General features: G+C 63.0%; 24 protein-coding genes and 1 pseudogene. 24 read left to right on the top strand and 1 reads right to left on the bottom strand.

What is annotated here, in order from left to right; genetic code table 11:
• Nucleotides 1–27 precede the first annotated feature (27 nt).
• The 5 genes from rplL (at nucleotide 28) to IVB18_RS30555 (ending at nucleotide 13,751) form a co-directional block, all read left to right on the top strand.
• Nucleotides 28–405, top strand: a complete 378-nt coding sequence (gene rplL, locus IVB18_RS30575) for a 50S ribosomal protein L7/L12 (protein ID WP_247984076.1) — start codon at nucleotides 28–30, stop codon at nucleotides 403–405.
• Nucleotides 406–910: 505 nt separating this feature from the next.
• A complete protein-coding gene (gene rpoB / locus IVB18_RS30570) occupies nucleotides 911–5,026 on the top strand; it encodes a DNA-directed RNA polymerase subunit beta (protein ID WP_247984075.1) in 4,116 nt (1,371 codons plus the stop codon).
• 128 nt (nucleotides 5,027–5,154) lie between these two features.
• Entirely contained in the window at nucleotides 5,155–9,351 is a 4,197-nt protein-coding gene (gene rpoC, locus IVB18_RS30565) for a DNA-directed RNA polymerase subunit beta' (protein WP_247984074.1), read from the top strand.
• A gap of 192 nt (nucleotides 9,352–9,543) precedes the next feature.
• Complete coding sequence (locus IVB18_RS30560; RefSeq protein WP_247984073.1) at nucleotides 9,544–11,598, top strand: FAD-dependent oxidoreductase; 2,055 nt, start codon at nucleotides 9,544–9,546, stop codon at nucleotides 11,596–11,598.
• A 131-nt stretch (nucleotides 11,599–11,729) separates the two neighbouring features.
• Entirely contained in the window at nucleotides 11,730–13,751 is a 2,022-nt protein-coding gene (locus IVB18_RS30555) for an ABC transporter ATP-binding protein (protein WP_247984072.1), read from the top strand.
• Here IVB18_RS30555 and IVB18_RS30550 read toward each other — a convergent pair.
• Nucleotides 13,673–14,917 (bottom strand): annotated as a pseudogene (locus IVB18_RS30550) (NAD(P)/FAD-dependent oxidoreductase). The gene IVB18_RS30555 and the pseudogene IVB18_RS30550 sit on opposite strands and share 79 nt — an antisense overlap.
• 666 nt (nucleotides 14,918–15,583) lie before the next feature.
• On the opposite strand from IVB18_RS30550, the gene rpsL reads away from it, so the two are divergent.
• The 19 genes from rpsL (at nucleotide 15,584) to rpsN (ending at nucleotide 26,721) form a co-directional block, all read left to right on the top strand.
• Nucleotides 15,584–15,955 (top strand): 30S ribosomal protein S12, encoded by a 372-nt coding sequence (gene rpsL / locus IVB18_RS30545; RefSeq protein WP_007603006.1) that lies wholly within the window; start codon nucleotides 15,584–15,586, stop codon nucleotides 15,953–15,955.
• A 15-nt stretch (nucleotides 15,956–15,970) separates the two neighbouring features.
• Nucleotides 15,971–16,441, top strand: coding sequence for a 30S ribosomal protein S7 (gene rpsG / locus IVB18_RS30540; protein WP_247436939.1), 471 nt, complete (start codon nucleotides 15,971–15,973; stop codon nucleotides 16,439–16,441).
• Nucleotides 16,442–16,473: 32 nt separating this feature from the next.
• Nucleotides 16,474–18,546, top strand: coding sequence for an elongation factor G (fusA, locus tag IVB18_RS30535; RefSeq protein ID WP_247984071.1), 2,073 nt, complete (start codon nucleotides 16,474–16,476; stop codon nucleotides 18,544–18,546).
• Nucleotides 18,547–18,586: 40 nt separating this feature from the next.
• Nucleotides 18,587–19,777: an elongation factor Tu gene (gene tuf, locus IVB18_RS30530; protein ID WP_247984070.1), complete on the top strand. Its 1,191-nt coding sequence runs from the start codon at nucleotides 18,587–18,589 to the stop codon at nucleotides 19,775–19,777.
• A gap of 82 nt (nucleotides 19,778–19,859) precedes the next feature.
• The gene (gene rpsJ, locus IVB18_RS30525; protein WP_002712302.1) at nucleotides 19,860–20,168 is read left to right on the top strand and encodes a 30S ribosomal protein S10; all 309 of its coding nucleotides are present in this window, start codon (nucleotides 19,860–19,862) and stop codon (nucleotides 20,166–20,168) included.
• A gap of 53 nt (nucleotides 20,169–20,221) precedes the next feature.
• Nucleotides 20,222–20,938 carry a 50S ribosomal protein L3 gene (rplC, locus tag IVB18_RS30520; protein ID WP_247984069.1) on the top strand — a complete coding sequence of 239 codons (717 nt, stop codon included), beginning with the start codon at nucleotides 20,222–20,224 and terminating at the stop codon, nucleotides 20,936–20,938.
• Nucleotide 20,939: 1 nt separating this feature from the next.
• Complete coding sequence (rplD, locus tag IVB18_RS30515; protein ID WP_247984068.1) at nucleotides 20,940–21,560, top strand: 50S ribosomal protein L4; 621 nt, start codon at nucleotides 20,940–20,942, stop codon at nucleotides 21,558–21,560.
• Complete coding sequence (locus IVB18_RS30510) at nucleotides 21,557–21,859, top strand: 50S ribosomal protein L23 (protein ID WP_247436933.1); 303 nt, start codon at nucleotides 21,557–21,559, stop codon at nucleotides 21,857–21,859. The genes rplD and IVB18_RS30510 overlap by 4 nt, the downstream gene beginning before the upstream one ends.
• Nucleotides 21,860–21,871: 12 nt before the next feature.
• Nucleotides 21,872–22,705, top strand: a complete 834-nt coding sequence (gene rplB / locus IVB18_RS30505; protein ID WP_247984067.1) for a 50S ribosomal protein L2 — start codon at nucleotides 21,872–21,874, stop codon at nucleotides 22,703–22,705.
• Between the two features lie 12 nt (nucleotides 22,706–22,717).
• Nucleotides 22,718–22,996, top strand: coding sequence for a 30S ribosomal protein S19 (rpsS, locus tag IVB18_RS30500; RefSeq protein ID WP_008136357.1), 279 nt, complete (start codon nucleotides 22,718–22,720; stop codon nucleotides 22,994–22,996).
• Between the two features lie 10 nt (nucleotides 22,997–23,006).
• On the top strand, nucleotides 23,007–23,393 hold the full coding sequence (rplV, locus tag IVB18_RS30495; protein WP_247984066.1) for a 50S ribosomal protein L22: 387 nt from the start codon (nucleotides 23,007–23,009) through the stop codon (nucleotides 23,391–23,393).
• Between the two features lie 18 nt (nucleotides 23,394–23,411).
• Nucleotides 23,412–24,134 carry a 30S ribosomal protein S3 gene (rpsC, locus tag IVB18_RS30490; RefSeq protein ID WP_247984065.1) on the top strand — a complete coding sequence of 241 codons (723 nt, stop codon included), beginning with the start codon at nucleotides 23,412–23,414 and terminating at the stop codon, nucleotides 24,132–24,134.
• A gap of 32 nt (nucleotides 24,135–24,166) precedes the next feature.
• Nucleotides 24,167–24,580 carry a 50S ribosomal protein L16 gene (rplP, locus tag IVB18_RS30485; RefSeq protein ID WP_148750337.1) on the top strand — a complete coding sequence of 138 codons (414 nt, stop codon included), beginning with the start codon at nucleotides 24,167–24,169 and terminating at the stop codon, nucleotides 24,578–24,580.
• A gap of 5 nt (nucleotides 24,581–24,585) precedes the next feature.
• Nucleotides 24,586–24,792 (top strand): 50S ribosomal protein L29, encoded by a 207-nt coding sequence (gene rpmC / locus IVB18_RS30480; RefSeq protein WP_247984064.1) that lies wholly within the window; start codon nucleotides 24,586–24,588, stop codon nucleotides 24,790–24,792.
• 13 nt (nucleotides 24,793–24,805) lie between these two features.
• Complete coding sequence (gene rpsQ, locus IVB18_RS30475; RefSeq protein WP_247984063.1) at nucleotides 24,806–25,054, top strand: 30S ribosomal protein S17; 249 nt, start codon at nucleotides 24,806–24,808, stop codon at nucleotides 25,052–25,054.
• A gap of 82 nt (nucleotides 25,055–25,136) precedes the next feature.
• The gene (gene rplN / locus IVB18_RS30470) at nucleotides 25,137–25,505 is read left to right on the top strand and encodes a 50S ribosomal protein L14 (protein ID WP_007603030.1); all 369 of its coding nucleotides are present in this window, start codon (nucleotides 25,137–25,139) and stop codon (nucleotides 25,503–25,505) included.
• Nucleotides 25,505–25,819, top strand: coding sequence for a 50S ribosomal protein L24 (rplX, locus tag IVB18_RS30465; protein ID WP_247984062.1), 315 nt, complete (start codon nucleotides 25,505–25,507; stop codon nucleotides 25,817–25,819). The genes rplN and rplX overlap by 1 nt, the downstream gene beginning before the upstream one ends.
• Nucleotides 25,812–26,369 carry a 50S ribosomal protein L5 gene (gene rplE / locus IVB18_RS30460; RefSeq protein ID WP_007603032.1) on the top strand — a complete coding sequence of 186 codons (558 nt, stop codon included), beginning with the start codon at nucleotides 25,812–25,814 and terminating at the stop codon, nucleotides 26,367–26,369. The genes rplX and rplE overlap by 8 nt, the downstream gene beginning before the upstream one ends.
• A gap of 46 nt (nucleotides 26,370–26,415) precedes the next feature.
• The gene (rpsN, locus tag IVB18_RS30455; RefSeq protein ID WP_247984061.1) at nucleotides 26,416–26,721 is read left to right on the top strand and encodes a 30S ribosomal protein S14; all 306 of its coding nucleotides are present in this window, start codon (nucleotides 26,416–26,418) and stop codon (nucleotides 26,719–26,721) included.
• Nucleotide 26,722 lies beyond the last annotated feature (1 nt).

Here is a 26,722-nt window from a genome sequence, read left to right as displayed (position 1 = left end):
CAGACTTACACTCAAGGAAACTGAACAATGGCTGACTTGCAGAAGATCGTTGACGACCTCTCGGGCCTCACCGTGCTCGAGGCTGCCGAACTCGCGAAGCTCCTCGAAGAGAAGTGGGGCGTGTCCGCCGCTGCCGCCGTCGCGGTGGCTGGCCCGGCTGCTGGTGGCGCTGCCGCCGCTCCGGTTGAAGAGAAGACCGAGTTCACGGTCGTTCTCGCCGCCGCTGGCGACAAGAAGATCGAAGTCATCAAGGAAGTCCGCGCCATCACCGGCCTGGGCCTGAAGGAAGCAAAGGACCTCGTCGAGGGCGCGCCGAAGCCTGTCAAGGAAGGCGTGAACAAGGACGAGGCCGACAAGATCAAGGCCCAGCTCGAGAAGGCTGGTGCGAAGGTCGAGCTCAAGTAAGCCAAGCTTGCTTGATCGAGATCCCGGGCGAGCGCGAGCGAGACCCGGGATCCCGACCCGCAATTTCGGCGGCCGGTATCCGGTCGGGAGAAGCGGGCTGGATGCAAAAGGCGTGCGACGGAACGTCCCGACGCAGGCCAAACACGAAAAAGTGTGGGGATTTGAGGGTTTACCCCTCGAATCTCCACTATTGTCGCCCCATATCGGTTCGACAGCACGAAAGCGCGGTGTCAGGGATGCCAGATTTTCCCTGTAAGCCGTTGGGAGAGCAGGCTATTTCGGGCTTTTGCAGTCCGTGAAAATGATCGTTGTGACGGGCGGGCGCGCCTATGCGCCCCGCGCGTCGTTTTGCGTTTTGAAGGTCTGAAGAACAGATTCAGGACATTCCCGCCTGAAACTGGGTCTTTGGCCCTCCAAGACGGGTTCGAAAAATTCAACCCGGGGAGCGGCGGCAGCCGCGTCCTGGACGCCGCGCCCAGAGCGGGCGACGAAATGAGAGGCCACGATGGCGCAGCAGACATTCACCGGTCGCAAACGCGTTCGCAAGTTCTTCGGACACATCAAGGAAGTCGCCGAGATGCCGAACCTCATCGAGGTTCAGAAGGCGTCCTATGACCAGTTCCTGATGGTCGACGAACCGCAGGGCGGGCGGTCGGACGAAGGCTTGCAGGCGGTGTTCCGCTCGGTGTTTCCGATCTCGGACTTCTCGGGCACCTCGATGCTGGAGTTCGTCCGCTACGAGTTCGAGCCGCCGAAATACGACGTCGACGAGTGCCGCCAGCGCGGTATGACCTTCGCTGCGCCGCTCAAGGTGACGCTGCGCCTCATCGTGTTTGATATCGACGAGGAAACCGGCGCGAAGTCGGTGAAGGACATCAAGGAGCAGGACGTCTACATGGGCGACATCCCGCTCATGACGATGAACGGCACCTTCATCGTCAACGGCACCGAGCGCGTCATCGTCTCGCAGATGCACCGTTCGCCCGGCGTGTTCTTCGACCACGACAAGGGCAAGACCCACTCCTCGGGCAAGCTGTTGTTCGCCGCCCGCGTCATCCCGTATCGCGGCTCCTGGCTCGACATCGAGTTCGACGCCAAGGACATCGTCTATGCGCGCATCGACCGTCGCCGCAAGCTTCCGGTGACGTCGCTGATGTTCGCGCTCGGCCTTGACGGCGAGGCGATCCTCAGCACGTTCTACAAGAAGATCCAATACAAGCGGACCAAGGAAGGCTGGCGCGTTCCGTTCGACGCCAACCGGTTCCGCGGCTATTCGACCATCAACGACCTGATCGACGCCGATACCGGCAAGGTCGTGCTCGAGGCCGGCAAGAAGCTCACCGTTCGCGGTGCGCGTCAGATGCAGGAGAAGGGGCTGAAGGCGCTGCGCCTGTCGGATGAGGAGCTCGTCGGCAACTACCTGGCCGAGGACCTCGTCAATCCCAAGACCGGCGAGATCCACGCGGAAGCCGGTGAAGAGATCACCGACAAGTCCATGAAGGCCCTCAACGAGCAGGGCTACAAGGAGCTGCCGCTGCTCGACATCGACCACGTCAATGTCGGCGCCTACATCCGCAACACGCTCTCGGCCGACAAGAACATGACGCGCGAGGACGCGCTGTTCGACATCTACCGCGTGATGCGTCCGGGCGAGCCGCCGACGCTGGATTCGGCGCAGGCGATGTTCCAGTCGCTGTTCTTCGACGCCGAGCGCTACGACCTGTCCGCGGTCGGCCGCGTCAAGATGAACATGCGCCTCGACCTCGATGCGCCCGATACCCAGCGTACGCTGCGCAAGGAAGACATCCTCTCCGTCATCAAGACGCTAGTGGACCTGCGCGACGGCAAGGGCGAGATCGACGACATCGACCATCTCGGCAACCGCCGTGTGCGTTCGGTCGGCGAGCTCATGGAGAACCAGTACCGCATCGGCCTGCTGCGCATGGAGCGCGCGATCAAGGAGCGCATGTCCTCGGTCGACATCGACACGGTCATGCCGCAGGACCTGATCAACGCCAAGCCGGCGGCTGCCGCCGTGCGCGAGTTCTTCGGCTCCTCGCAGCTCTCGCAGTTCATGGACCAGACCAACCCGCTGTCGGAGATCACCCACAAGCGCCGTCTCTCGGCGCTTGGACCGGGCGGTCTGACCCGCGAGCGTGCCGGCTTCGAGGTGCGCGACGTGCATCCGACGCATTACGGCCGCATCTGCCCGATCGAGACGCCGGAAGGTCCGAACATCGGCCTGATCAACTCGCTCGCCACCTTCGCGCGCGTGAACAAGTACGGCTTCGTCGAGACGCCTTACCGCAAGGTCAAGGACGGCCGCGTCACCGACGAGGTCGTGTACCTCTCGGCAATGGAAGAGGGCCGCTACACGGTCGCGCAGGCCAACGTGCCGCTCGATCCGAAGGGCCGCTTCACCGAAGACCTCGTGGTCTGCCGTCACGCCGGCGAAGTGCTGCCGGTGACGCCGGACAAGGTCGACTACATGGACGTGTCGCCGAAGCAGCTCGTTTCGGTCGCAGCCGCGCTGATCCCGTTCCTCGAGAACGACGACGCCAACCGCGCGCTGATGGGCTCGAACATGCAGCGCCAGGCGGTGCCGCTGGTTCGCGCCGAGGCGCCGTTCGTCGGCACCGGCATGGAAGGCGTGGTCGCCCGTGACTCGGGTGCCGCGATCGCGGCACGCCGCTCGGGCGTGATCGACCAGATCGACGCGACCCGCGTCGTCATCCGTGCGACCGAAGATCTCGATCCGACCAAGTCGGGCGTCGATATCTACCGGTTGATGAAGTACCAGCGCTCCAACCAGTCGACCTGCATCAACCAGCGGCCGCTGGTGAAGGTTGGCGACATCGTCAAGAAGGGCGACATCATCGCCGACGGCCCGTCGACCGATCTCGGCGAGCTCGCTCTGGGGCGCAACGTGCTGGTCGCGTTCATGCCTTGGAACGGCTACAACTTCGAAGACTCGATCCTGCTCTCCGAGCGGATTGTGAAGGAAGACGTCTTCACCTCGATCCACATCGAGGAGTTCGAGGTGATGGCCCGCGACACCAAGCTCGGACCTGAGGAAATCACCCGCGACATTCCGAACGTCTCGGAAGAAGCGCTGAAGAACCTCGACGAAGCGGGCATCGTGTACATCGGCGCGGAAGTGCGCGCCGGCGACATCCTGGTCGGCAAGATCACGCCGAAGGGCGAGAGCCCGATGACGCCGGAAGAGAAGCTTCTGCGCGCCATCTTCGGCGAGAAGGCCTCCGACGTCCGCGACACCTCGCTCCGAGTGCCTCCGGGCGTGCAGGGCACCATCGTCGAAGTGCGCGTGTTCAACCGTCACGGCGTCGACAAGGACGAGCGTGCGCTGGCGATCGAGCGGGAAGAGATCGAGCGTCTGGCCAAGGACCGCGACGACGAGCAGGCGATCCTCGACCGCAACGTCTACAACCGTCTCGCCGAGCTGCTCGAGGGACGGCAGGGCATCGCGGGTCCGAAGGGCTTCAAGAAGGACACCAAGATCACCCGTGCGGTGCTCGAGGAGTATCCGAAGTCGCAGTGGTGGCTGTTTGCCTCGCCGAACGACAAGCTGATGGCCGAGATCGAGGCCATGCGGAAGCAGTATGACGAGTCGAAGAAGGGGCTCGAGCAGCGCTTCCTCGACAAGGTCGAGAAGCTTCAGCGCGGCGACGAATTGCCGCCCGGCGTGATGAAGATGGTCAAGGTCTTCGTCGCGGTGAAGCGCAAGATCCAGCCCGGCGACAAGATGGCCGGCCGCCACGGCAACAAGGGCGTGGTGTCGAAGATCGTGCCGATCGAGGACATGCCGTTCCTCGAGGACGGTACGCATGCCGACATCGTGCTCAATCCGCTCGGCGTGCCTTCGCGCATGAACGTCGGGCAGATTCTCGAGACGCATCTCGGCTGGGCCTGCGCCGGCCTCGGCAAGCGTATCGGCCAGACGGTCGATGCGTATTTGTCGAAGCAGGACATCAAGCCGCTGAAGGAAACCTTGAAGAAGGTCTACGGCGAGGACGAGACGATCAAGTCGCTCAACGACGGCGAACTGATCGAGCTCGGCCGCAATCTGAGCCACGGCGTGCCGATCGCGACGCCGGTGTTCGATGGCGCCAAGGAAGCCGACATCGAGGAGATGCTGAAGCTCGCGGGTCTCGACGCTTCGGGTCAGTCGACCGTCTATGACGGCCGCACCGGCGATCCGTTCGATCGCAAGGTGACGGTGGGCTACATCTACATGCTCAAGCTGCACCATCTCGTCGACGACAAGATCCACGCGCGCTCGATCGGTCCGTACTCGCTCGTCACCCAGCAGCCGCTGGGCGGCAAGGCGCAGTTCGGCGGCCAGCGCTTCGGCGAAATGGAAGTATGGGCGCTCGAAGCTTACGGCGCGGCCTACACGCTCCAGGAGATGCTGACCGTGAAGTCGGACGACGTCGCCGGCCGTACCAAGGTGTACGAGGCGATCGTTCGTGGCGACGACACTTTCGAGGCCGGTATTCCGGAATCGTTCAACGTGCTGGTCAAGGAAATGCGCTCGCTCGGCCTCAACGTCGATCTGCACAATTCCAAGGTCGGGCCGGGAACGGCGGAAGCGGCCGAGTAACGCGATCTATCATGCCCGGCCGGCTCGGCCGGGCATCGGCGCTCCATCCCGAGACTTGAGGGCAGGGCGCCCCGCACAGTGATTTTCGAATTTGCTGCCGGAGGCGACCGGCACGCGAGGAGAAGACGATGAACCAAGAAATTATGAATCTCTTTAACCCGACGACTCCGGCTCAGGTCTTCGACCAGATCCGGATTTCGATCGCGTCTCCAGAGAAGATTCTGTCCTGGTCGTACGGCGAGATCAAGAAGCCGGAGACCATCAACTACCGCACCTTCAAGCCCGAGCGCGACGGCCTGTTCTGCGCGCGCATCTTCGGACCGATCAAGGATTACGAGTGCTTGTGCGGCAAGTACAAGCGCATGAAGTACAAGGGCATCATCTGCGAGAAGTGCTCGGTCGAGGTCACGCTGTCGCGCGTCCGGCGCGAGCGCATGGGCCATATCGAGCTCGCAGCCCCCGTCGCCCACATCTGGTTCCTGAAGTCGCTGCCCTCGCGCATCGGCCTCCTGCTCGACATGACGCTGAAGGATCTCGAGCGGATCCTCTACTTCGAATACTACGTCGTTCTTGAGCCGGGCCTCACCGCGCTGAAGGACCGCCAACTGCTGTCGGAAGACGAGTATCTGAAGGCGCAGGACGAGTACGGCCAGGACTCCTTCACCGCCATGATCGGCGCGGAAGCGATCCGCGAGTTGCTCAAGGGCATGGACCTCGAGAAGCTCGAGGTGACCCTGCGTGCGGAGATGCATGAGACCGACTCCGACATCAAGCACAAGAAGCTCGCGAAGCGCCTGAAGATCGTTGAAGCGTTCCGCCACTCCGGCAACAAGCCGGAATGGATGATCCTGACCGTCGTTCCGGTGATCCCGCCGGATCTGCGTCCGCTGGTGCCGCTGGACGGCGGCCGCTTCGCGACGTCGGACCTCAACGATCTCTATCGCCGCGTCATCAACCGCAACAATCGCTTGAAGCGGCTGATGGAGCTGCGCGCTCCCGACATCATCATCCGCAACGAGAAGCGCATGCTTCAGGAGGCCGTCGACGCGCTGTTCGACAACGGCCGCCGCGGTCGCGTCATCACCGGCGCCAACAAGCGCCCGCTGAAGTCGCTCGCCGACATGCTCAAGGGCAAGCAGGGCCGGTTCCGTCAGAACCTGCTCGGCAAGCGCGTCGACTATTCGGGCCGTTCGGTGATCGTGGTCGGTCCCGAGCTGCGCCTGCATCAGTGCGGCCTGCCGAAGAAGATGGCGCTCGAGCTGTTCAAGCCGTTCATCTATTCGCGGCTTGACGCCAAGGGCCTGTCCACCACCGTGAAGCAGGCGAAGAAGCTCGTCGAGAAGGAGCGGCCCGAGGTCTGGGACATCCTGGACGAGGTGATCCGCGAGCATCCGGTGCTGCTCAACCGCGCTCCGACGTTGCATCGCCTCGGCATCCAGGCGTTCGAGCCGGTGCTGATCGAGGGCAAGGCGATCCAGCTCCACCCGCTGGTCTGCGCGGCCTTCAACGCCGACTTCGACGGCGACCAGATGGCCGTGCACGTTCCGCTGTCGCTCGAAGCGCAGCTGGAAGCGCGCGTGCTGATGATGTCGACCAACAACATCCTGCATCCGGCGAACGGTCAGCCGATCATCGTGCCGTCGCAGGACATCGTGCTCGGTCTGTATTACGTCTCGATCATGCGTGAAGGTCTGCCTGGCGAAGGCAAGAGGTTCGGCGAGATGGCCGAGCTCGAGCATGCCCTGCACGCGAAGGTCATCCACCTCCACACCAAGATCAAGTACCGGTGGCAAGGCATGGATGAGACCGGCAAGGTCTCAACGCGCTGGATCGAGACCACCGCAGGTCGCGTCATGCTCGGCAATCTCCTGCCGAAGAACCCGAGAATTTCGTACGAGATCATCAACAAGCTGATGACCAAGCGCGAAATCTCCGGCGTGATCGACCAGGTCTACCGCCACTGCGGTCAGAAGGAGACGGTGATCTTCTGCGACCGCATCATGGCGCTCGGCTTCTATAACGCGTTCAAGGCCGGCATCTCGTTCGGCAAGGACGACATGGTCGTGCCGCACTCCAAGTGGAAGATCGTCGATACCACCCGTACGCTGGCGAAGGATTTCGAGCAGCAGTACAATGACGGTCTGATCACCCATGGCGAGAAGTACAACAAGGTCGTCGACGCCTGGTCGAAGGCGACCGAGGAAATCGCCAAGGCGATGATGAAGGAGATCTCCTCCACCAAGAAGACGGCGAACGGAGCGGATGCCGACATCAACTCGATCTACATGATGGCGCACTCCGGTGCGCGCGGTTCGCCGGCGCAGATGCGCCAGCTCGCCGGCATGCGCGGCCTGATGGCCAAGCCGTCGGGCGAGATCATCGAGACGCCGATCATCTCGAACTTCAAGGAAGGCCTCTCGGTGCTCGAGTACTTCAACTCGACCCACGGCGCCCGCAAGGGCCTCGCGGACACCGCGTTGAAGACCGCGAACTCCGGCTACCTGACGCGGCGTCTGGTCGACGTGGCGCAGGATTGCATCATCACGCAGGACGATTGCGGCACCAAGCTCGGCATCAAGATGCGCGCCATCGTCGATGCCGGCACCGTGGTCGCTTCGCTCGGCTCGCGCATCCTCGGACGCACGGCCTGCGACGACGTGCGTGACAGCTCGGGCAAGGTGATCATCAAGCGCGGCACGCTGATGGAAGAGAGCCATCTGGATGCCATCCACCAGGGTGGCGTCCAGGAGGTGAAGATCCGCTCGGCGCTGACCTGCGAGCTCGTCAACGGCATCTGCGGCAAGTGCTACGGCCGCGACCTCGCCCGCGGCACGCCGGTCAACCACGGCGAAGCGGTCGGCGTCATCGCGGCGCAGTCGATCGGCGAGCCGGGTACCCAGCTCACCATGCGCACCTTCCACATCGGCGGTGCGGCGCAGCTCAACGAGCAATCGTTCGTCGAATCCAACTTCGACGGCAAGATCGTGATCAGGAACAAGGCCATCGCCCGCAACAGCGAAGGCAACCTGGTCGCGATGGTGCGCAACATGGTGGTGGCGATCGTCGATGCCGACGGCACCGAGCGTGCGACGCACCGTATTCAGTACGGTTCGCGCCTGCATATCGACGAGGGCGACACGGTCAAGCGCGGCCAGCGCATCGCCGAGTGGGATCCCTACACCCGTCCGCTTCTCACCGAGGTCGAAGGCACCATCGGCTTCGAGGATCTGGTCGAGGGGCAGTCGATCACGGAAACGCTGGACGAAGCCACCGGTATCGCCAAGCGCGTGGTCATCGACTGGCGCTCGATGCGCGGCGGCGGGGACCTGCGTCCGGCCATCGTGGTCAAGGGCAAGGACGGCAAGGTGCTCAAGCTCACCCGTGGCGGCGATGCCCGCTACATGCTGTCGGTCGACGGCATTCTGTCGGTCGACATCGGAGCCAAGGTCCAGGCGGGCGACATCCTCGCCCGTGTCTCGACCGAGAGCGCCAAGACGCGCGACATCACCGGCGGTCTGCCGCGGGTGGCGGAACTGTTCGAGGCACGGCGTCCGAAGGATGCGGCGATCATCGCCGAAATCGCGGGCACCATCCGGTTCGGGCGCGACTACAAGAACAAGCGTCGCATCTCGATCGAGCCGATGGACAAGACCGACGAGGCACGCGAGTACCTGATCCCGAAGGGCAAGCACATCCACCTTCAGGACGGTGACGTCGTCGAAAAGGGCGACTTCATCGTCGAAGGCAACCCGGCACCGCACGACATCCTGGCGGTCAAGGGCATCGAGGAGCTCGCGGCCTATCTGGTCAACGAGATCCAGGAGGTCTACCGACTTCAGGGCGTGCTCATCAACGACAAGCACATCGAGGTGATTGTCCGTCAGATGCTCCAGAAGGTCGAAGTCACCGACCAGGGCGACACCGACATGATCTCGGGCGAGCAGATCGACAAGATCGAGTTCGACCAGATCAATGAGAAGGCCAAGGAAGAGGGCAAGAAAATCGCCACGGGTACGCCGGTTCTGCTCGGCATCACCAAGGCGAGCCTTCAGACCCGCTCCTTCTTCTCGGCGGCCTCGTTCCAGGAGACCACCCGCGTCCTCACGGAAGCGGCGGTCAACGGCAAGGTCGATCCGCTCGAGGGCCTCAAGGAGAACGTCATCGTCGGCCGGCTGATCCCGGCAGGCACCGGCGCCTCCATGGCCAAGATCCGCGAAGTCGCCGTGAAGCGCGACAAGATGATCCTCGACGAGCGCGAGAAGCAGGCGGCCGTCGTATCGCCCGCGCCGGAAGTCGAGCCGATGGCGCTCCCGCCAGCGGAATGATGGGGCATCCGTAGGAATACCGAGGACAATGAAAAGGCCGGCGTAAGCCGGCCTTTTTGCTGCTTTGTTTGCTTGCTGCGATGCAGGATCAACCTTTGTTCATCTTTCCTTCAGGCTAAAAAGCGCTTCTGTTAGGGGCGCTTAGACCGGTGGTCCCATGGCAGGGGCAGGGCCGGAGACCACGGAACTCACATGCTTGATCTCGCAATCGTAGGCGGCGGCCCCGGCGGGCTGATGAGCGCCTGGTATCTGAAGCGCAAGCTCGGGGACCTCTGCCGCGTCACCATCTATGAGGCCTCCGACCGGCTCGGCGGCAAGATCGTCACGCGCAAATTCGATTCCGCGCCCGCGATGTACGAGGCCGGCGTCGCCGAGATCTACGACTACTCGATGACCGGCCCGGACCCACTGCGCGAGCTGATCCAGCATTTCGGTTTGCAGACCATTCCGATGGACGCGGAACAGGTCCAGTTCGGCGGCGAGCTCCTTAATGACGTGGCGGGCATGCGCCGCAAATACGGTGCCAAGACCGCGGCGGCGATCGAGGCGTTCCGCGAGCGCTGCGCCGAAAAGATGTCGCCGATCGAGTACTACGAGGGCGTCGGCGCGCACGACAACGAGAACCCCTGGGCCTACAAGACCGCCGAGCAGGTGCTCGACGAGGAGGTCGAGGACGAAACGGCAAAGCGTTTCTTCAAGGTGCTGGCGCGCTCCGATATTGCCACCGAGAGCCACAACACCAACGGGCTCAACGCGCTCAAGAATTACCTGATGGATGTCGAGGGCTATATCGGCCTCTATTCCATCCAGAACGGCAACGAGCAGATCATCGAGTGCCTTCAGTCGGAGGTTAATGCCGACATCCAGCTCAATCACCGCGTGCTCACCGTCGGCAAGGCGCCGACCGGCCGCTATCAGCTCAAGATGATGAACGGCAAGGGGCCGGAGACGCGCGACTTCGATCTCGTGCTGGTCTGCCTGCCGCATTCCTGGCTTGGGACCGTCGGCTGGAAAGGCGAGCAGCTCCGCAAGTCGATGGTCAAGCACGTCTCCTATTTCGACCGTCCCGCGCATTATCTGCGTGTCTCGATCCTGTTCGATACGCCGTTCTGGGGCGACAAGATCGCCGGCGCCTGGTTCATGTCGGAAGCCTTCGGCGGCTGCTGCGTCTACAATGAGGGCGCGCGCCACGACGTCGGCAAGCACGGCGTCCTGAACTGGCTCATTCCCGGTTCCGATGCGCTGGCCTTCGCCAATTTGTCGGACCAGGAGCTGATCGATGCCGCGCTGAAATCGTTACCGGCTTCGCTCGGTGATGCACGTGCGCATTTCATGGAAGGCAAGATCCACCGCTGGCTGTCGTCGGTGAACGCGATTCCGGGCGGTCTGCCCGTGCGCGACGTCATGACCAATCACCGGCCGGAGCCGAAGGAGCATCCCGGCATCGTGGTGGTCGGCGACTATCTGTTCGATTCGACGCTGAACGGCCTGCTCGACTCCTCGGATGCGGCGACCGACATCATCCTGACGGAGATGATGCGGCTGCGCCGCGAGCGTGCGCAGGGCGACAAGCCGGTGTCCGACAAAATCGACCGCGACTATTTCGAGAGCTATCGCGGCCTCGGCCCCTATAGCGAGGCGTGGCGCGAGTTCACCGATCCCGACTATCTCACAAGACTGATCGGCATCGTCTGGGGCAAAGCGAAGGGCGCCAAGCTGCTGGTCGCGGGCTCCGCCAGCGGCGAGTTGGTCGGCGTGCTACGTGAGCGCGGCATCGACGCCTGGGGCATCGAGAACAATCGCGCCATCCACGCCAGGACGCCGAAGGCGCTGAGGAAGTACAACAAGCTCGGCTCGATCCTCGACATGCCGTTCAAGGACGGCGCGTTCGACTTCGTGTTCGAGACCAGCCTCTGCCATGTTTCCCCGAAGCAGGTGGTCCGCGCGATCAAGGAGCTGAACCGCGTGGTCAAGACCGGACTCGTGTTCGGCTCGATCACTTCGGACATGGCGCCTGCGCTGATCGACCGCTACGACCTGTTGCGCGGGGTCAAGAAGCTCGGCACCTGGTGGGAATGGTCCGAACTGTTCTTCGGCAACGGCTTCGATCTGTCGATGCACCGCAACGACTGCACCGATGCGCTCTGGGAGGCGACGCTCGCCGCCGACAAGGGCCCGGGCCGGTGGTACGCCGACGCGGACAGCTTGCGCTATTCCTTCTTCGACAAGGTCGAGGACGAGGACTAGCCGCAGGATCGGATGAATTCGCCAATTGCTTTGCCGAATTGATCCTGATCGCATAGAATCGGTGCAATGGCGGTTGCCGCTATTTTCTGGTTTCTCTGCGGTCATGCCGGCCGTCAGCATCGGTTGGTTTCATGGCGTCCAAGCCTCTCTCGCCCGACAAACAGAAGCTCACTGCTGAAGAGACGGCCGAGCTCAAGGACAAGCTCGTGGCTGGCGACAAGCCCGAGCTGGAAGACGACGAGAACGACGAAGACGAGGACGACGAGCTGGAGCTCGACGACGATGAGGACGAGGACCTCGTCGTCTTTACGGCGCGCGAAGCCGCCGGCGCGCTCGCGACCATCCTGGGTTTCGTCAAACCCTACCTGACGAACTACAAGCGAATGCTGTCATTCGTGGCGTTCGGCGTCTTCGTCGAGACGCTGTTCAACGTCATCATGCCGCTCAGCCTGAAATTCCTGATCGATGATGCGCTCGGCGAGGAAGACTTCCAGGCGCTCTACAAGATCCTCGGCGTGCTCGCAGCTGCCGGCATCTTCACCTCGATCGTCGCGGTCTGGTACGAGCGCTGGGACGCGCGGCTCGCGGCCTGCATCATCTCCGACGTCCGCAAGCGGCTGTTCGAGCATGTCCAGGACCTGCCGGCGGCCTATTTTGGCCGCACCAAGCGCGGCGAGATCCTGTCGCGCTTCTCCGTCGATCTCGCGGCCTTCGAGGGCTCGGTCAAGACCTTCTCCAACAGCGCGGCGCTGCCGTTCCTGGAGTTGATCGCCGGCATCATCCTGATGTTCTTCCTCAACTGGCAGCTCGCGGTGGTCGCGCTCCTCGTGTTTCCGATTACGCTGATCGGTCCGCGCATGCTCACGCCGAAGGCGGTGCAGGCGAATTACGAGCAGAAGCTCAATGAATCCGCGCTGCTCGGCATGGTGCAGGAGAACGTCGCGGCCCAGGCCGTGATCAAGGCGTTCAGTCTGCAACGCAGGATGTTCGGCTTCTTTTCCTTCCGCAACGACGAGACGCGCAACAGGATGGCGTCGGCGGCGTTCCTGTCGACCATGGTGGAGCGGACGGTCACCATCTCGGTGCTGCTCTTGCACCTCGTGGTGCTCGCGATCGGCGCGTATCTGGCGACCAAGGGTCAGATCACCATCGGCACCTTCGTCACCTTCGAAAGCGCGTTCTGGGAGGTCTCCTACAACATTGCCCATGTGATGCATTTCATCCCGGTGTCGATCTCCTCGGCTGCCGCGATCCGCCACATGCAGGAGCTGCTCGACGAACCGACGCGCAGCGCCGATCGCCCGGGCGCGCCGGATCTGCCGCGCGTCACCCACGATATCACCTTCGACCGCGTCACGTTCCAGTACGAAGGCAGCCAGACGCCGGTGCTCGACAATCTCAGCCTCAGGTTCGATGTCGGCAAGCGCATCGCCATCGTCGGTCCCAGCGGCTCCGGCAAGAGCACGCTGCTCAATTTGATCCTGCGGCTCTACGTGCCCGACGAGGGGCGCGTCACCATCGACGGCGTCGACGTCCGCAAGGTAACGCTGGACTCGCTACGCCGGAGCATGGCCGTCGTGTTCCAGGAGAACATGCTGTTCAACATGTCGATCCGCGAGAACATCCGCCTCGGCAAGGAGGGCGCGACCGACGAAGAGGTGGAGGAGGCGGCCAAGAAGGCCGAGATCCACCGCTACATCATGAGCCTGCCGCAGCGATACGACACGCCGGTCGGTGAGCGCGGCGATACCCTGTCGGGCGGCCAGCGCCAGCGCATCGCGATCGCGCGTGCGATCATCCGCAACCCTTCCGTGCTGCTCCTGGACGAGGCGACCTCGGCGCTGGACCAGACCACGGAGGCCGCGATCAACCGCACCCTGCTGAAGGTCGCCAAGGGCCGCACCATGATCTGGTCGACCCACCGCCTGACCTCGGTGGTCGAGATGGACGAGATCATCGTGATTTCAGGGGGCAGGGCGATCGAGCGCGGCTCGCACGCCGGGCTGCTCGCCAAGAACGGCACCTATCGCAAGCTGTGGAACGACCAGACCCACCAGCCGCATGGCACTGCTGCTCACGCCGACGACGACAGCGACGATGACGACGAAGATGAAGACGATATCGAGGACGAGGACGACGACGCGGAGGAGTGACCGAGAAAGTTCGGCTCCAGATGAAACGTTCCTCCAAGTGGCCGCAACAGCCCCTGAGCCGACCAGGCGATGAAGCGCGCCCAGCGCTGTGCCGTCCAGTGGGGGCTTGTGCCGATTGAAACCGAGCGGAAGTCGAACGCCTTCGCCGCCGACCATTCATCGCAGGCCCGCTTGACCGGGTCGTCGTAGAAGGCGGCGGTCTTGTCCGTATCCATCCCGTCGGAGGCGAGCCATCGCGGGACATAGACGTTGCAGAGCCGCTCGACGTCGGTGAAGACCTTGTCGCAGCCGGTGCCGGCAACAGGGCAGGAGGTCGAAAAGGCATCGCCCACCAGCACGAGGCCGGGCTGGCCGCGTGCATCGTTCACATAGAGATCGACCGGGCGGATCTTCATCTCGCCGGGGATGTCGAATGCGCCGGTGATGCGCTTCAGCCGCGGCAGTGCGACGTCCAGCGTCTCGGCCGGTGCCCGGCGCAGCTCGCGCAGCCAGGGATCGTCGAAGGCGCGATAGACGAACAGGTTGGCGCGCATCCGCGTGCCGATCGGAAACAGCGAGATGTAGGGAATGCGGTCGCTCGGCCGCTCCGAGAAATAGGTCAGCGCCGGGAAATCGAACGACGTCCGTCCCGCAGGCACGATGTCGAACCCGATCGAGATCGAATGGCAGGCGCTGATGATTTTGCGCCCGATGCCGAGTTAGTGGCGCAGGCCGACATTCAGACCGTTTGCGAGCACGACCAGGCGGGCCGAGATCGTCTCGTCGTTGGAGAGCACGACCTTCTGCCGCTCCGGACTCGTCTCGACCGACACGGCCTTGGCGCAGATCCGCTCGACCGTCTCGGGGATTTCGTCTCGAACCGCGTTGACCAGCGAATCGTAGAGGATGTTGAACTGCCGGCTCGGCGCCTTGTCGAGCAGGTGGCCGAATCGCGCGATCCAGTTCTCGCCGGCAAAAGTCGCACGGCGCAGCACCGATTCTCCGATTCCGGTCCGCAAGAATCGCTCGACCTGGGTGTGACCGCTGAGTTTTTCGACGCGAAAATCGGCCGGATAGGTCTCGTGCGGGTCGATCAGCGCCGTCGAAATGCCGGCACGGCCGAGCATTGCGGCGGCGGTCGAGCCGGAAAGTGCCCCGCCGATAATGGCAATGTCAGTGTACCGCATGGCGCTTATCCCCGCCGAAGACCGTAGATTGAGGCCTCAACAGGAAAAAAAGCCTTAGCATTGGTTATTAAAGTATATTTTGTCCGGGTATAAATCGCTGTGAGGCTGGCGGAACCGGCGCTTCGGTCCCATATGCAAGAGGCGCGGTGGGCGGTTAAGTTGCGATTTCTACAAGCGCAAGCAGCGCTTTCTGATTGTCGTTTCGCCTTGACTTGAACGACTCCCACTTATAGAAAGCGCCTCACTTAACGACAGGCGGTGAGCATCGCCAGCGTCGGAACGGGCCACCCGTTAGATCCTTTTGGGTCACAAGACGGGCACCAACCTCGACGAATGCCGCTCAAACGCTGTCGCTTATAGCTAGGCAATGCCAGGACGATTCTAGTTCTCTTGAGCACGTTCTCTTGAGATCGAATTCGGGTGCATGACCTCGGTGCGCGGGCTGCGGCGTTTTCGCTGTTTGGTCCAAAAACTGCGGTCCTCTGTGGCGTCGAAACGCTTTCTGCTCAGTGATGAGCGGTTGGCGCGATTTCGCTTTGTTCGGATTGTTCCGTGCAGGCGGCCCCTCGGACGGCTAGTCCGAAGAGAATTTGCGGACCCGGTAACGGGCCGCGGCAAGACAGCGGATCCGCAAGGGGCCGCAGCAGAAAAAGGGTGAAGGCCAGGATGCCGACGATCAACCAGCTGATCGCACAACCGCGGGAAGTGCAGAAGTCGCGCAAGAAGGTGCCGGCGCTGCAGCAGTCGCCGCAGAAGCGCGGCGTTTGCACACGCGTTTACACCACGACCCCGAAGAAGCCGAATTCGGCGCTTCGTAAGGTCGCCAAGGTGCGCCTGACCAACGGCTTCGAGGTGATCGGCTACATCCCCGGCGAGGGCCATAACCTCCAGGAGCACTCGGTGGTCATGATCCGCGGCGGTCGCGTCAAGGACTTGCCCGGCGTGCGCTACCACATCCTCCGCGGCGTTCTGGATACCCAGGGCGTCAAGAACCGTAAGCAGCGTCGTTCGAAGTACGGCGCGAAGCGTCCGAAGTAAGCGGGAACCAGGTCCATGTCTCGTCGCCACTCAGCGGAAAAGCGCGAAGTTCTGCCGGATCCGAAATTCGGGAACATCGTGATCACGAAGTTCATGAATTCGGTGATGTATGCCGGCAAGAAGTCGGTCGCCGAAGGCATCGTCTACGGTGCGCTCGGCCTCATCGAAAGCAAGACCAAGCAGAATCCGCTCGGCGTGTTCGAGCAGGCGCTCGAGAACGTCATGCCGACGATCGAAGTGCGCTCCCGCCGCGTCGGCGGCGCGACTTACCAGGTTCCGGTCGAAGTTCGTTCGGTGCGGCGTCAGGCGCTGGGCATTCGCTGGCTGATTTCGGCCGCGCGCGAGCGCAACGAGAAGACGATGACAGAGCGGCTCTCGGCGGAGCTCCTGGACGCATCGAACAGCCGGGGTAACGCCGTCAAGAAGCGTGAAGACGTGCATCGTATGGCGGAAGCCAACCGCGCCTTCTCGCACTACCGCTGGTAACAGCGAAGCCAACGGACTCGCAAGGAACGCCCATGCCCCGCCTACATGCCATCGAGGACTACCGTAACTTCGGTATCATGGCGCATATCGACGCCGGCAAGACCACGACGACCGAGCGCATCCTCTATTACACCGGCAAGAGCCACAAGATCGGCGAAGTGCACGAAGGTGCCGCGACGATGGACTGGATGGAGCAGGAGCAGGAGCGTGGCATCACGATCACCTCGGCTGCGACCACCGCGTTCTGGGCCGGCAAGCGCCTGAACATCATCGACACCCCCGGCCACGTCGACTTCACCATCGAAGTCGAGCGTTCGCTGCGCGTGCTCGATGGCGCCGTCTGCGTGCTCGATAGCAACCAGGGCGTCGAGCCGCAGACCGAGACGGTCTGGCGCCAGGGCGACAAGTACAAGGTTCCGCGCATCGTCTTCGCCAACAAGATGGACAAGACTGGTGCCGACTTCTTCAAGTGCCTGGCCGACATCGTCGACCGCCTCGGCGCCAAGCCGATAGCGATCCAGCTTCCGATCGGTGCCGAGAACAACTTCAAGGGTCTCGTCGACCTCGTGAAGATGAAGGGCATCGTCTGGAACGATGAATCGCTCGGCGCGAAGTTCGACTATGTCGACATTCCGGAAGATCTCGTCGACCAGGCCAAGGAATACCGCGAGAAGATGGTGGAAGCCGCCGTCGAGCTCGACGACGATGCGCTCGCCGCTTTCCTCGACGGCAACGAGCCGGACGAAGCGACGCTGAAGCGACTGATCCGCAAGGCGGTGCTGACCGGCGCGTTCTATCCCGTGCTGTGCGGTTCGGCCTTCAAGAACAAGGGTGTGCAGCCGCTGCTCGACGCCGTTGTCGACTATCTGCCGTCGCCGACCGACGTGCCCGCGATCAAGGGCACCGATGACCGCGGCAACGAGGTCGTGCGCAAGGCTGACGACAAGGAGCCGCTCTCGCTGCTCGCGTTCAAGATCATGGACGATCCGTTCGTCGGCACCATCACCTTCTGCCGCATCTACTCGGGTATCCTGCAGAGCGGCACCGGCGTCGTGAACTCGACGCGCGAGAAGAAGGAGCGCATCGGGCGCATGCTGCTGATGCATGCGAACAACCGCGAAGACATCAAGGAAGCCTATGCCGGCGACATCGTCGCGCTGGCCGGCCTGAAGGAAGCGCGCACCGGTGACACGCTGTGCGACCCCGACAAGCAGGTGATCCTCGAAAAGATGGAATTCCCCGAGCCGGTCATCGAGATCGCGATCGAGCCGAAGTCCAAGGCCGACCAGGAAAAGCTGGGCGTGGCGCTGGCGAAGCTCGCGGCGGAGGATCCGTCCTTCCGCGTGTCGACCGACCAGGAGTCCGGCCAGACCATCCTCAAGGGCATGGGCGAGCTCCATCTCGACATCAAGGTCGACATCCTCAGGCGGACCTACAAGGTCGATGCGAACATCGGCGCGCCGCAGGTGGCGTTCCGCGAGCGCGTGACCAAGAAGGCCGAAGTCAAGTACACGCACAAAAAGCAGACCGGCGGTACCGGTCAGTTCGCCGAAGTTACGATCGTGGTCGAGCCGAACGAGCCCGGCAAGGGCTATGAGTTCGAGTCCAAGATCGTCGGCGGCGCGGTGCCGAAGGAATACATCCCCGGCGTCGAAAAGGGCCTCAACAGCGTCATGGGCTCCGGTGTCGTCGCGGGCTTCCCCGTGGTCGACGTCAAGGTGCAGCTCGTCGACGGCAAGTATCACGACGTCGACTCATCAGCGCTCGCCTTCGAAATCGCTTCGCGTGCTGCATTCCGCGAGGCCTTGCAGAAGGGCAAGTCCGTCCTGCTCGAGCCGATCATGAAGGTCGAAGTGGTGACCCCGGAAGACTACACCGGCTCGGTCATCGGCGACCTGAATTCCCGACGCGGCCAGATCCAGGGTCAAGACATGCGCGGCAACGCCAACGTCATCAACGCGATGGTGCCGCTCATGAACATGTTCGGTTACGTGAATAACCTGCGCTCGATGAGCCAGGGTCGCGCGACCTTCACCATGCAATTCGATCACTACGCAGAAGCGCCGGCGAACGTGTCGGCAGAAGTCCAAAAGAAGTTTGCCTGATTGTCGTCGGTCTCGAGCTGACGATTGAACGGAGAGTCAAATGGCCAAAGCAAAGTTTGAACGTAACAAACCGCACTGCAACATCGGCACCATCGGTCACGTCGACCATGGCAAGACGTCGTTGACGGCTGCGATCACCAAGATCCTCGCCGAGACCGGCGGTGCGACGTTCACGGCGTACGACCAGATCGACAAGGCGCCGGAAGAGAAGGCGCGCGGCATCACGATCTCGACGGCGCACGTCGAGTACGAGACCAAGAACCGCCACTACGCCCACGTCGATTGCCCCGGCCACGCCGACTACGTGAAGAACATGATCACCGGCGCTGCCCAGATGGACGGTGCGATCCTGGTCGTGTCGGCCGCTGACGGCCCGATGCCGCAGACCCGCGAGCACATCCTGCTCGCCCGCCAGGTCGGCGTGCCCGCGCTCGTCGTGTTCCTCAACAAGTGCGACATGGTCGACGATCCGGAATTGCTCGAGCTCGTCGAGCTCGAAGTCCGCGAACTGCTCTCGAAGTATGACTTCCCGGGCGACAAGATCCCGATCATCAAGGGCTCGGCGCTCGCCGCTCTCGAAGATTCCGACAAGAAGCTCGGCCACGAAGCCATTCTCGAGCTGATGAAGAGTGTCGACGAGTACATCCCGCAGCCGGAGCGTCCGATCGACCTGCCGTTCCTGATGCCGGTTGAAGACGTGTTCTCGATCTCGGGCCGCGGCACCGTGGTGACCGGCCGTGTCGAGCGCGGCATCGTCAAGGTCGGCGAGGAAATCGAGATCGTCGGTCTGCGTGCGACCCAGAAGACGACCGTCACCGGCGTTGAAATGTTCCGCAAGCTGCTCGATCAGGGCCAGGCCGGCGACAACATCGGCGCGCTGCTCCGCGGTACCAAGCGCGAGGACGTCGAGCGCGGCCAGGTGCTCTGCAAGCCGGGTTCGGTCAAGCCGCACACCAAGTTCAAGGCTCAGGCCTACATCCTCACCAAGGAAGAGGGCGGCCGTCACACCCCGTTCTTCACCAACTACCGTCCGCAGTTCTACTTCCGCACCACCGACGTGACCGGCGTCGTGCATCTGCCGGAAGGCACCGAGATGGTGATGCCCGGCGACAACATCGCGATGGAAGTGCACCTGATCGTGCCGATCGCGATGGAAGATAATCTGCGTTTCGCCATCCGCGAAGGCGGCCGCACCGTCGGTGCCGGCGTCGTCGCCTCGATCATCGAGTAACTACGCGAATAGGGATTGGCGAGTAGCGAATGGCAGCATTCGTTATTCGCTACTCGCCACCCACTGAAGAGAGACCACGGCAATGAACGGCCAAAATATTCGTATCCGTCTCAAGGCGTTCGACCATCGTATTCTCGATACGTCGACCCGCGAGATCGTGAACACGGCGAAGCGCACCGGCGCGCAGGTCCGCGGACCCATTCCGCTGCCCACCCGCATCGAGAAGTTCACCGTCAACCGTTCGCCGCACGTCGACAAGAAGAGCCGCGAACAGTTCGAGATGCGCACTCACAAGCGCCTGCTCGACATCGTCGATCCGACCCCGCAGACCGTCGATGCTTTGATGAAGCTCGACCTGGCCGCCGGTGTCGACGTCGAGATCAAGCTCTAAGATTTTTGGATCACGTTCGCGACTAGCGGACAGAAAGAACAGGAAGCACGCCGATGCGCTCCGGAGTGATCGCACAAAAGGTCGGGATGACGCGGGTCTTTACAGAGGCCGGCGAACATATCCCCGTGACCGTGCTGAAGCTCGGCAATTGCCAAGTCGTAGCCCACCGCACTGAAGAGAAGAACGGCTACGTCGCGCTCCAGCTCGGGTCTGGCAGCCGCAAGACCGTGTATCTGCCCAAGGCAGAGCGCGGCCAGTTTGCGGTCGCCAAGGTCGAGCCGAAGCGGCAGGTCGAGGAGTTCCGCGTCTCCGCGGATGCCATGATCCCCGTTGGTGCCGAGATCCTCGCCGATCATTTCGTCGTCGGCCAGTTCGTCGACGTCACCGGCACCTCGGTCGGCAAGGGCTTTGCCGGCGGCATGAAGCGCTGGAACTTCGGCGGTCTGCGCGCCACCCACGGCGTGTCGGTCTCGCATCGCTCGATCGGTTCGACCGGCGGCCGTCAGGATCCCGGCAAGACCTGGAAGAACAAGAAGATGCCCGGCCACATGGGTGTCGACCGCATCACCACGCTTAACCTTCGCGTCGTCCAGACCGATGTCGAGCGCGGCCTGATCCTCGTCGAAGGCGCCGTTCCCGGCTCCAAGGGCGGCTGGATCCGCGTGCGCGACGCCGTCAAGAAGCCGCTGCCGAAGGAAGCTCCGAAGCCCGGCAAGTTCAAGGTTGCGGGTGGCGAAGCCGAGGCTGCGGCCCAGCAAGAGGGTGCGTGAGATGGAATTGAAGGTCACGACCCTCGAGGGCAAGGAAGCCGGCTCGGTCCAGCTTTCCGACACCATTTTCGGCCTTGAGCCGCGCCAGGACATCATTGCGCGTTGCGTGCAGTGGCAGCTCAACAAGCGTCAGGCCGGCACGCACAAGGCCAAGGGCCGCGCCGAGATCTGGCGCACCGGCAAGAAGATGTACAAGCAGAAGGGCACCGGTGGTGCTCGTCACGGCTCGGCCCGCGTGCCGCAGTTCCGCGGCGGCGGCCGTGCCTTCGGTCCGGTGGTGCGTTCGCACGCCACCGACCTGCCGAAGAAGGTCCGCGCGCTTGCGCTCAAGCATGCACTGTCGGCGAAGGCCAAGGACGGCGATCTCCTGGTGATCGACAAGGCCGCGCTGGAAGCCGCCAAGACCAAGGCACTGATCGGTCACTTCTCCGGCCTCGGGCTCACCAACGCGCTGATCATCGACGGCGCCGAGCTCAACAACGGCTTTGCCGCTGCGGCCCGCAACATCCCGAACATGGACGTGCTGCCGATCCAGGGCATCAACGTCTATGACATCCTGCGCCGTCGGAAGCTTGTTCTGACCAAGGCCGCCATCGATGCGCTGGAGGCGCGCTTCAAATGACGAAGAACATCGAGCCTCGCCATTACGACGTGATCGTCGCTCCGGTCGTCACCGAAAAGGCGACGTTGGCGTCAGAGCACAACAAGGTCCTGTTCAAGGTGGCCGCGAAAGCGACCAAGCCGCAGATCAAGGAAGCGATCGAGAAGCTGTTCGACGTCAAGGTCAAGAGCGTCAACACGCTGGTCCGCAAGGGCAAGACCAAGATCTTCCGCGGCAATCTCGGCTCGCAGTCGAACACCAAGCGCGCGATCGTGACTCTCGAAGAGGGTCACCGGATCGACGTGACCACCGGTCTGTAAGGTCGCACGACGATGGCACTGAAGACATTCAATCCCACGACCCCGGGCCAGCGCCAGCTGGTCATGGTCGATCGTTCGGCGCTCTACAAGGGCAAGCCGGTCAAGGCTCTCACCGAAGGCAAGCACTCCTCGGGCGGCCGCAACAACACCGGTCGCATCACCGTGCGCTTCCGCGGCGGCGGTCATAAGAGGACGCTGCGCACCGTCGACTTCAGGCGCGACAAGATCGACGTACCCGCGACCGTCGAGCGGCTGGAATACGATCCGAACCGCACCGGCTTCATCGCGCTGATCAAGTACGAGGACGGCGAGCAGGCCTACATCCTGGCGCCGCAGCGCCTGGCGGTGGGTGACACCATCATCGCCGGCAACTATGTCGACGTGAAGCCGGGCAACGTCATGCCGCTCGGCAACATGCCGGTCGGCACGATCATCCACAACATCGAGACCAAGATCGGGAAGGGCGGCCAGCTCGCCCGCTCCGCCGGTACCTATGCCCAGCTCGTTGGTCGCGACCAGGACTACGTGATCATCCGCCTGAACTCGGGCGAGCAGCGCCTGGTGCACGGCCGTTGCCGCGGCACGATCGGCGCGGTGTCGAACCCGGATCACATGAACACCTCGATCGGCAAGGCCGGCCGCACGCGTTGGATGGGCCGTCGTCCGCACAACCGCGGCGTCTCGATGAACCCGATCGACCATCCGCACGGCGGTGGTGAAGGTCGTACCTCGGGCGGCCGCCACCCGGTCACCCCGTGGGGCAAGCCGACCAAGGGCAAGAAGACCCGCTCCAACAAGTCGACCAACAAATTCATTCTCCTAAGCCGCCACAAGCGGAAGAAGTAAGGAACGCCGGACATGGTTCGTTCAGTCTGGAAAGGCCCGTTCGTCGAAGGCTCTCTGCTCAAGAAAGCAGATGCCGCGCGCGCGTCCGGCCGTCACGACGTCATCAAGATCTGGAGCCGTCGCTCGACCATCCTGCCGCAGTTCGTCGGCCTGACCTTCGGCGTTTACAACGGCCAGAAGCATGTGCCGGTGGCGGTCAACGAGGAAATGGTCGGTCACAAGTTCGGCGAGTTCTCGCCGACCCGGACCTTCCATGGCCACTCCGGCGACAAGAAAGCCAAGAAGGCTTGAGGATTAAACGATGAGCAAACCTAAGCGCGAACGGAGCCTCGCCGAGAACGAGGCCAAGGCGGTCGCCCGGATGCTGCGGGTGAGCCCGCAGAAGCTCAATCTGGTCGCCCAGCTCATTCGCGGCCGGAAGGCGTCTGCCGCGCTCGCCGACCTGCAGTTTTCGCGCAAGCGGATCGCGGTCGACGTCAAGAAGTGCCTGGAGTCGGCAATCGCCAACGCCGAGAACAACCACGACCTGGACGTCGACGATCTCGTCGTGACCCAGGCTTTCGTCGGCAACGGCCTCGTGATGAAGCGCTTTGCCCCGCGCGGCCGTGGCCGCTCGGGTCGCGTGTACAAACCATTTTCGCAGCTGACGATCATTGTTCGTCAGGTCGAAGCCGAAGCGGCCGCCTAAGGGACGTAGGAGAATACGATGGGTCAAAAGATCAATCCGATCGGTCTGCGTCTCGGCATCAACCGGACCTGGGATTCCCGCTGGTTCGCCGGCAAGCAGGAATACGGCAAGTTGCTGCATGAGGACGTCAAGATCCGTGAGATCCTGCACAAGGAGCTCAAGCAGGCTGCCGTCGCCCGCATCGTGATCGAGCGTCCGCACAAGAAGTGCCGCGTCACCATCCACTCGGCTCGTCCGGGCGTGGTGATCGGCAAGAAGGGCGCCGACATCGACAAGCTGCGCAAGAAGGTGGCGGACATCACCTCGTCCGACGTCGTCATCAACATCGTCGAGATCCGCAAGCCGGAGCTCGATGCGACGCTGGTGGCCGAGTCGATCGCGCAGCAGCTCGAGCGCCGCGTGGCGTTCCGCCGCGCCATGAAGCGCGCCGTTCAGTCGGCGATGCGTCTCGGCGCGGAAGGCATCCGCATCAACTGCTCGGGTCGTCTGGGCGGTGCGGAAATCGCGCGCATGGAGTGGTATCGCGAAGGTCGCGTGCCGCTGCACACGCTGCGCGCCGACATCGACTACGGCGTCGCGACCGCGTTCACGACCTTCGGCACCTGCGGCGTCAAGGTCTGGATCTTCAAGGGCGAGATCCTCGAGCACGATCCGATGGCCCAGGACAAGAGAATGGCCGAGGGTGAGACTGGTGGCGGTGGTGGCGGCGGCCGACAGCGCCGTGACAACGCTGCGGCCTGACGCCAGCACAGAGAATTTGAGGGCTTGAAGCCATGATGCAACCTAAGAAAACGAAGTTCCGGAAGGCGCATAAGGGCCGTATCCACGGCGTGGCGACTTCGGGCGCGACGTTGGCGTTCGGCCAGTTCGGCCTGAAAGCGACCGAGCCTGAGCGCGTCACCGCGCGCCAGATCGAGGCCGCCCGCCGCGCGCTGACCCGCCACATGAAGCGCGCCGGCCGTGTCTGGATCCGCGTATTCCCCGACGTTCCCGTGTCGAAGAAGCCTGCCGAAGTCCGCATGGGCTCGGGCAAGGGCGCGCCGGAACTGTGGGTCGCGCGCGTCAAGCCGGGCCGGGTGCTGTTCGAGATCGACGGCGTCAACACCCAGACTGCACGCGAGGCGCTGACCCTGGCGGCAGCCAAGCTGCCGATCAAGACGCGCTTCGTCGAGCGCATTGCGGAGTAATGGCCATGGCCCAGATGAAAATCGAAGACATCCGCGCGTTGAGCCCCGACCAGCAGGATGACGCCGTCCTGAACCTGAAGAAGGAGCGCTTCAACCTGCGCTTCCAGCGCGCCACCGGGCAGCTCGAGAACACCTCGCGCCTGCGCGAGGCCCGCCGCGACATCGCCCGGATCAAGACCATCGCCGCGCAGCAGCGCGCGAAGAAGAAGTAAGAGGCCTACGAAGATGCCGAAACGTACTTTGCAGGGCGTGGTCGTCAGCGACAAGACAGCCAAGACGGTCGTTGTGCGCGTCGATCGCCGCTTCACGCACCCGATCTACAAGAAGACGATCCGCCAATCGAAGAACTACCACGCGCACGATGAGGGCAACGAGTTCAAGCCGGGCGACATGGTGTGGATCGAGGAATCGAAGCCGATTTCGAAGTTGAAGCGCTGGGTCGTGATCCGGGGCGAACACAAGAAAAGCGCCTGATCTGTCGGCTTTGGCCGACTGACTTCAGGGAAATGTTGAGCGCCGGCTAGGCTGGCGCAAAGAAAGAGGACGAGGTGCATCAATGATTCAGATGCAGACCAACCTCGACGTGGCCGATAATTCTGGCGCACGCCGTGTCATGTGTATCAAGGTGCTCGGGGGCTCCAAGCGCCGCTACGCCACGATTGGCGACATCATCGTGGTGTCGATCAAGGAAGCGATTCCGCGTGGCAAGGTGAAGAAGGGCGACGTGATGAAGGCCGTCGTGGTGCGGGTCCGCAAGGACATCCGCCGTGCCGACGGTTCGGTCATCCGTTTCGACCGCAACGCGGCCGTGCTGATCAACAACCAGTCCGAGCCGGTGGGCACCCGTATCTTCGGGCCCGTGCCGCGCGAGCTGCGCGCCAAGAACCACATGAAGATCATCTCGCTCGCGCCGGAGGTGCTGTAATGGCTGCGAAGATCCGAAAGGGCGACAAGGTCATCGTGCTGAACGGCCGCGACAAGGGCCGCAGCGGCGAGGTGTTCGAGGTGCGCCCGGACGCCGGCACGGCGCTCGTGCGCGGCATCAACATGGTCAAGCGTCACCAGAAGCAGACGCAGGCCCAGGAGGGCGGCATCATCTCGAAAGAGGCGCCGGTCCAACTGTCCAACATCGCGTATCTCGGCAAGGACGGAAAGCCGACGCGCGTCGGATTCAAGATTTTGGCGGACGGCAAGAAGGTTCGCATCGCCAAGCGCTCGGGAGCTGAGATCGATGGCTGAGGCCGCTTACACGCCGCGCCTCCGCGCGGAATACGACGCGAAGATCCGCACGGAGATGACCGAGAAGTTCGGTTACGAGAACGTCATGCAGGTTCCGCGTCTGGACAAGGTCGTGCTGAACATGGGCGTTGGCGATTCCGTCAACGACCGCAAGAAGGCCGAGAACGCTGCTGCCGAATTGACCCAGATCGCCGGCCAGAAGGCGATCGTGACCTATTCGCGGATAGCGATCGCGACCTTCAAGCTGCGTGAGAACCAGCCGATCGGCTGCAAGGTCACGCTGCGCAAGGCCCGCATGTACGAGTTCATCGATCGCCTGGTGACGGTCGCGCTGCCGCGCGTCCGCGACTTCCGCGGCCTGAACCCGAAGAGCTTCGACGGCCGCGGCAACTATTCGCTCGGTCTCAAGGAGCACATCATTTTCCCCGAGATCGACTTCGACAAGGTCACGGAATCCCGCGGTATGGACATCACCGTCTGCACCACGGCCAAGACCGACGACGAGGCGAGGGCCTTGTTGACCGCTTTCAATTTCCCGTTCCGGCAGTGAGACGCTGACCTAAAGCCTCTCAAACGCGGATCCCCAGGAGCCAAGCATGGCAAAGAAGAGTTCAGTCGAGAAGAACAACCGGCGCAAGCGGATGGTGAAGAACGCCGCCCCGAAGCGCGAGCGGTTGAAGGCGATCATCGCCGACAAGAAGATTCCGATGGAGGAGCGGTTCGCCGCGACTCTGAAGCTCGCCGAGATGCCGCGGAATTCGTCGGCAACCCGCATTCGTCTGCGTTGCGAGCTGTCGGGCCGTCCGCGCTCGAACTACCGGAAGAACAAGCTGTCCCGCATCGCGCTGCGCGAACTTGGCTCCAAGGGCCTGGTCCCGGGCCTCGTGAAGTCGAGCTGGTAAG

Origin of the sequence: Bradyrhizobium sp. 186, from assembly GCF_023101685.1 — a bacterium.
In the GTDB taxonomy this organism is placed as follows: domain Bacteria; phylum Pseudomonadota; class Alphaproteobacteria; order Rhizobiales; family Xanthobacteraceae; genus Bradyrhizobium.
This window is presented reverse-complemented; position numbering and strand designations above follow the sequence as displayed.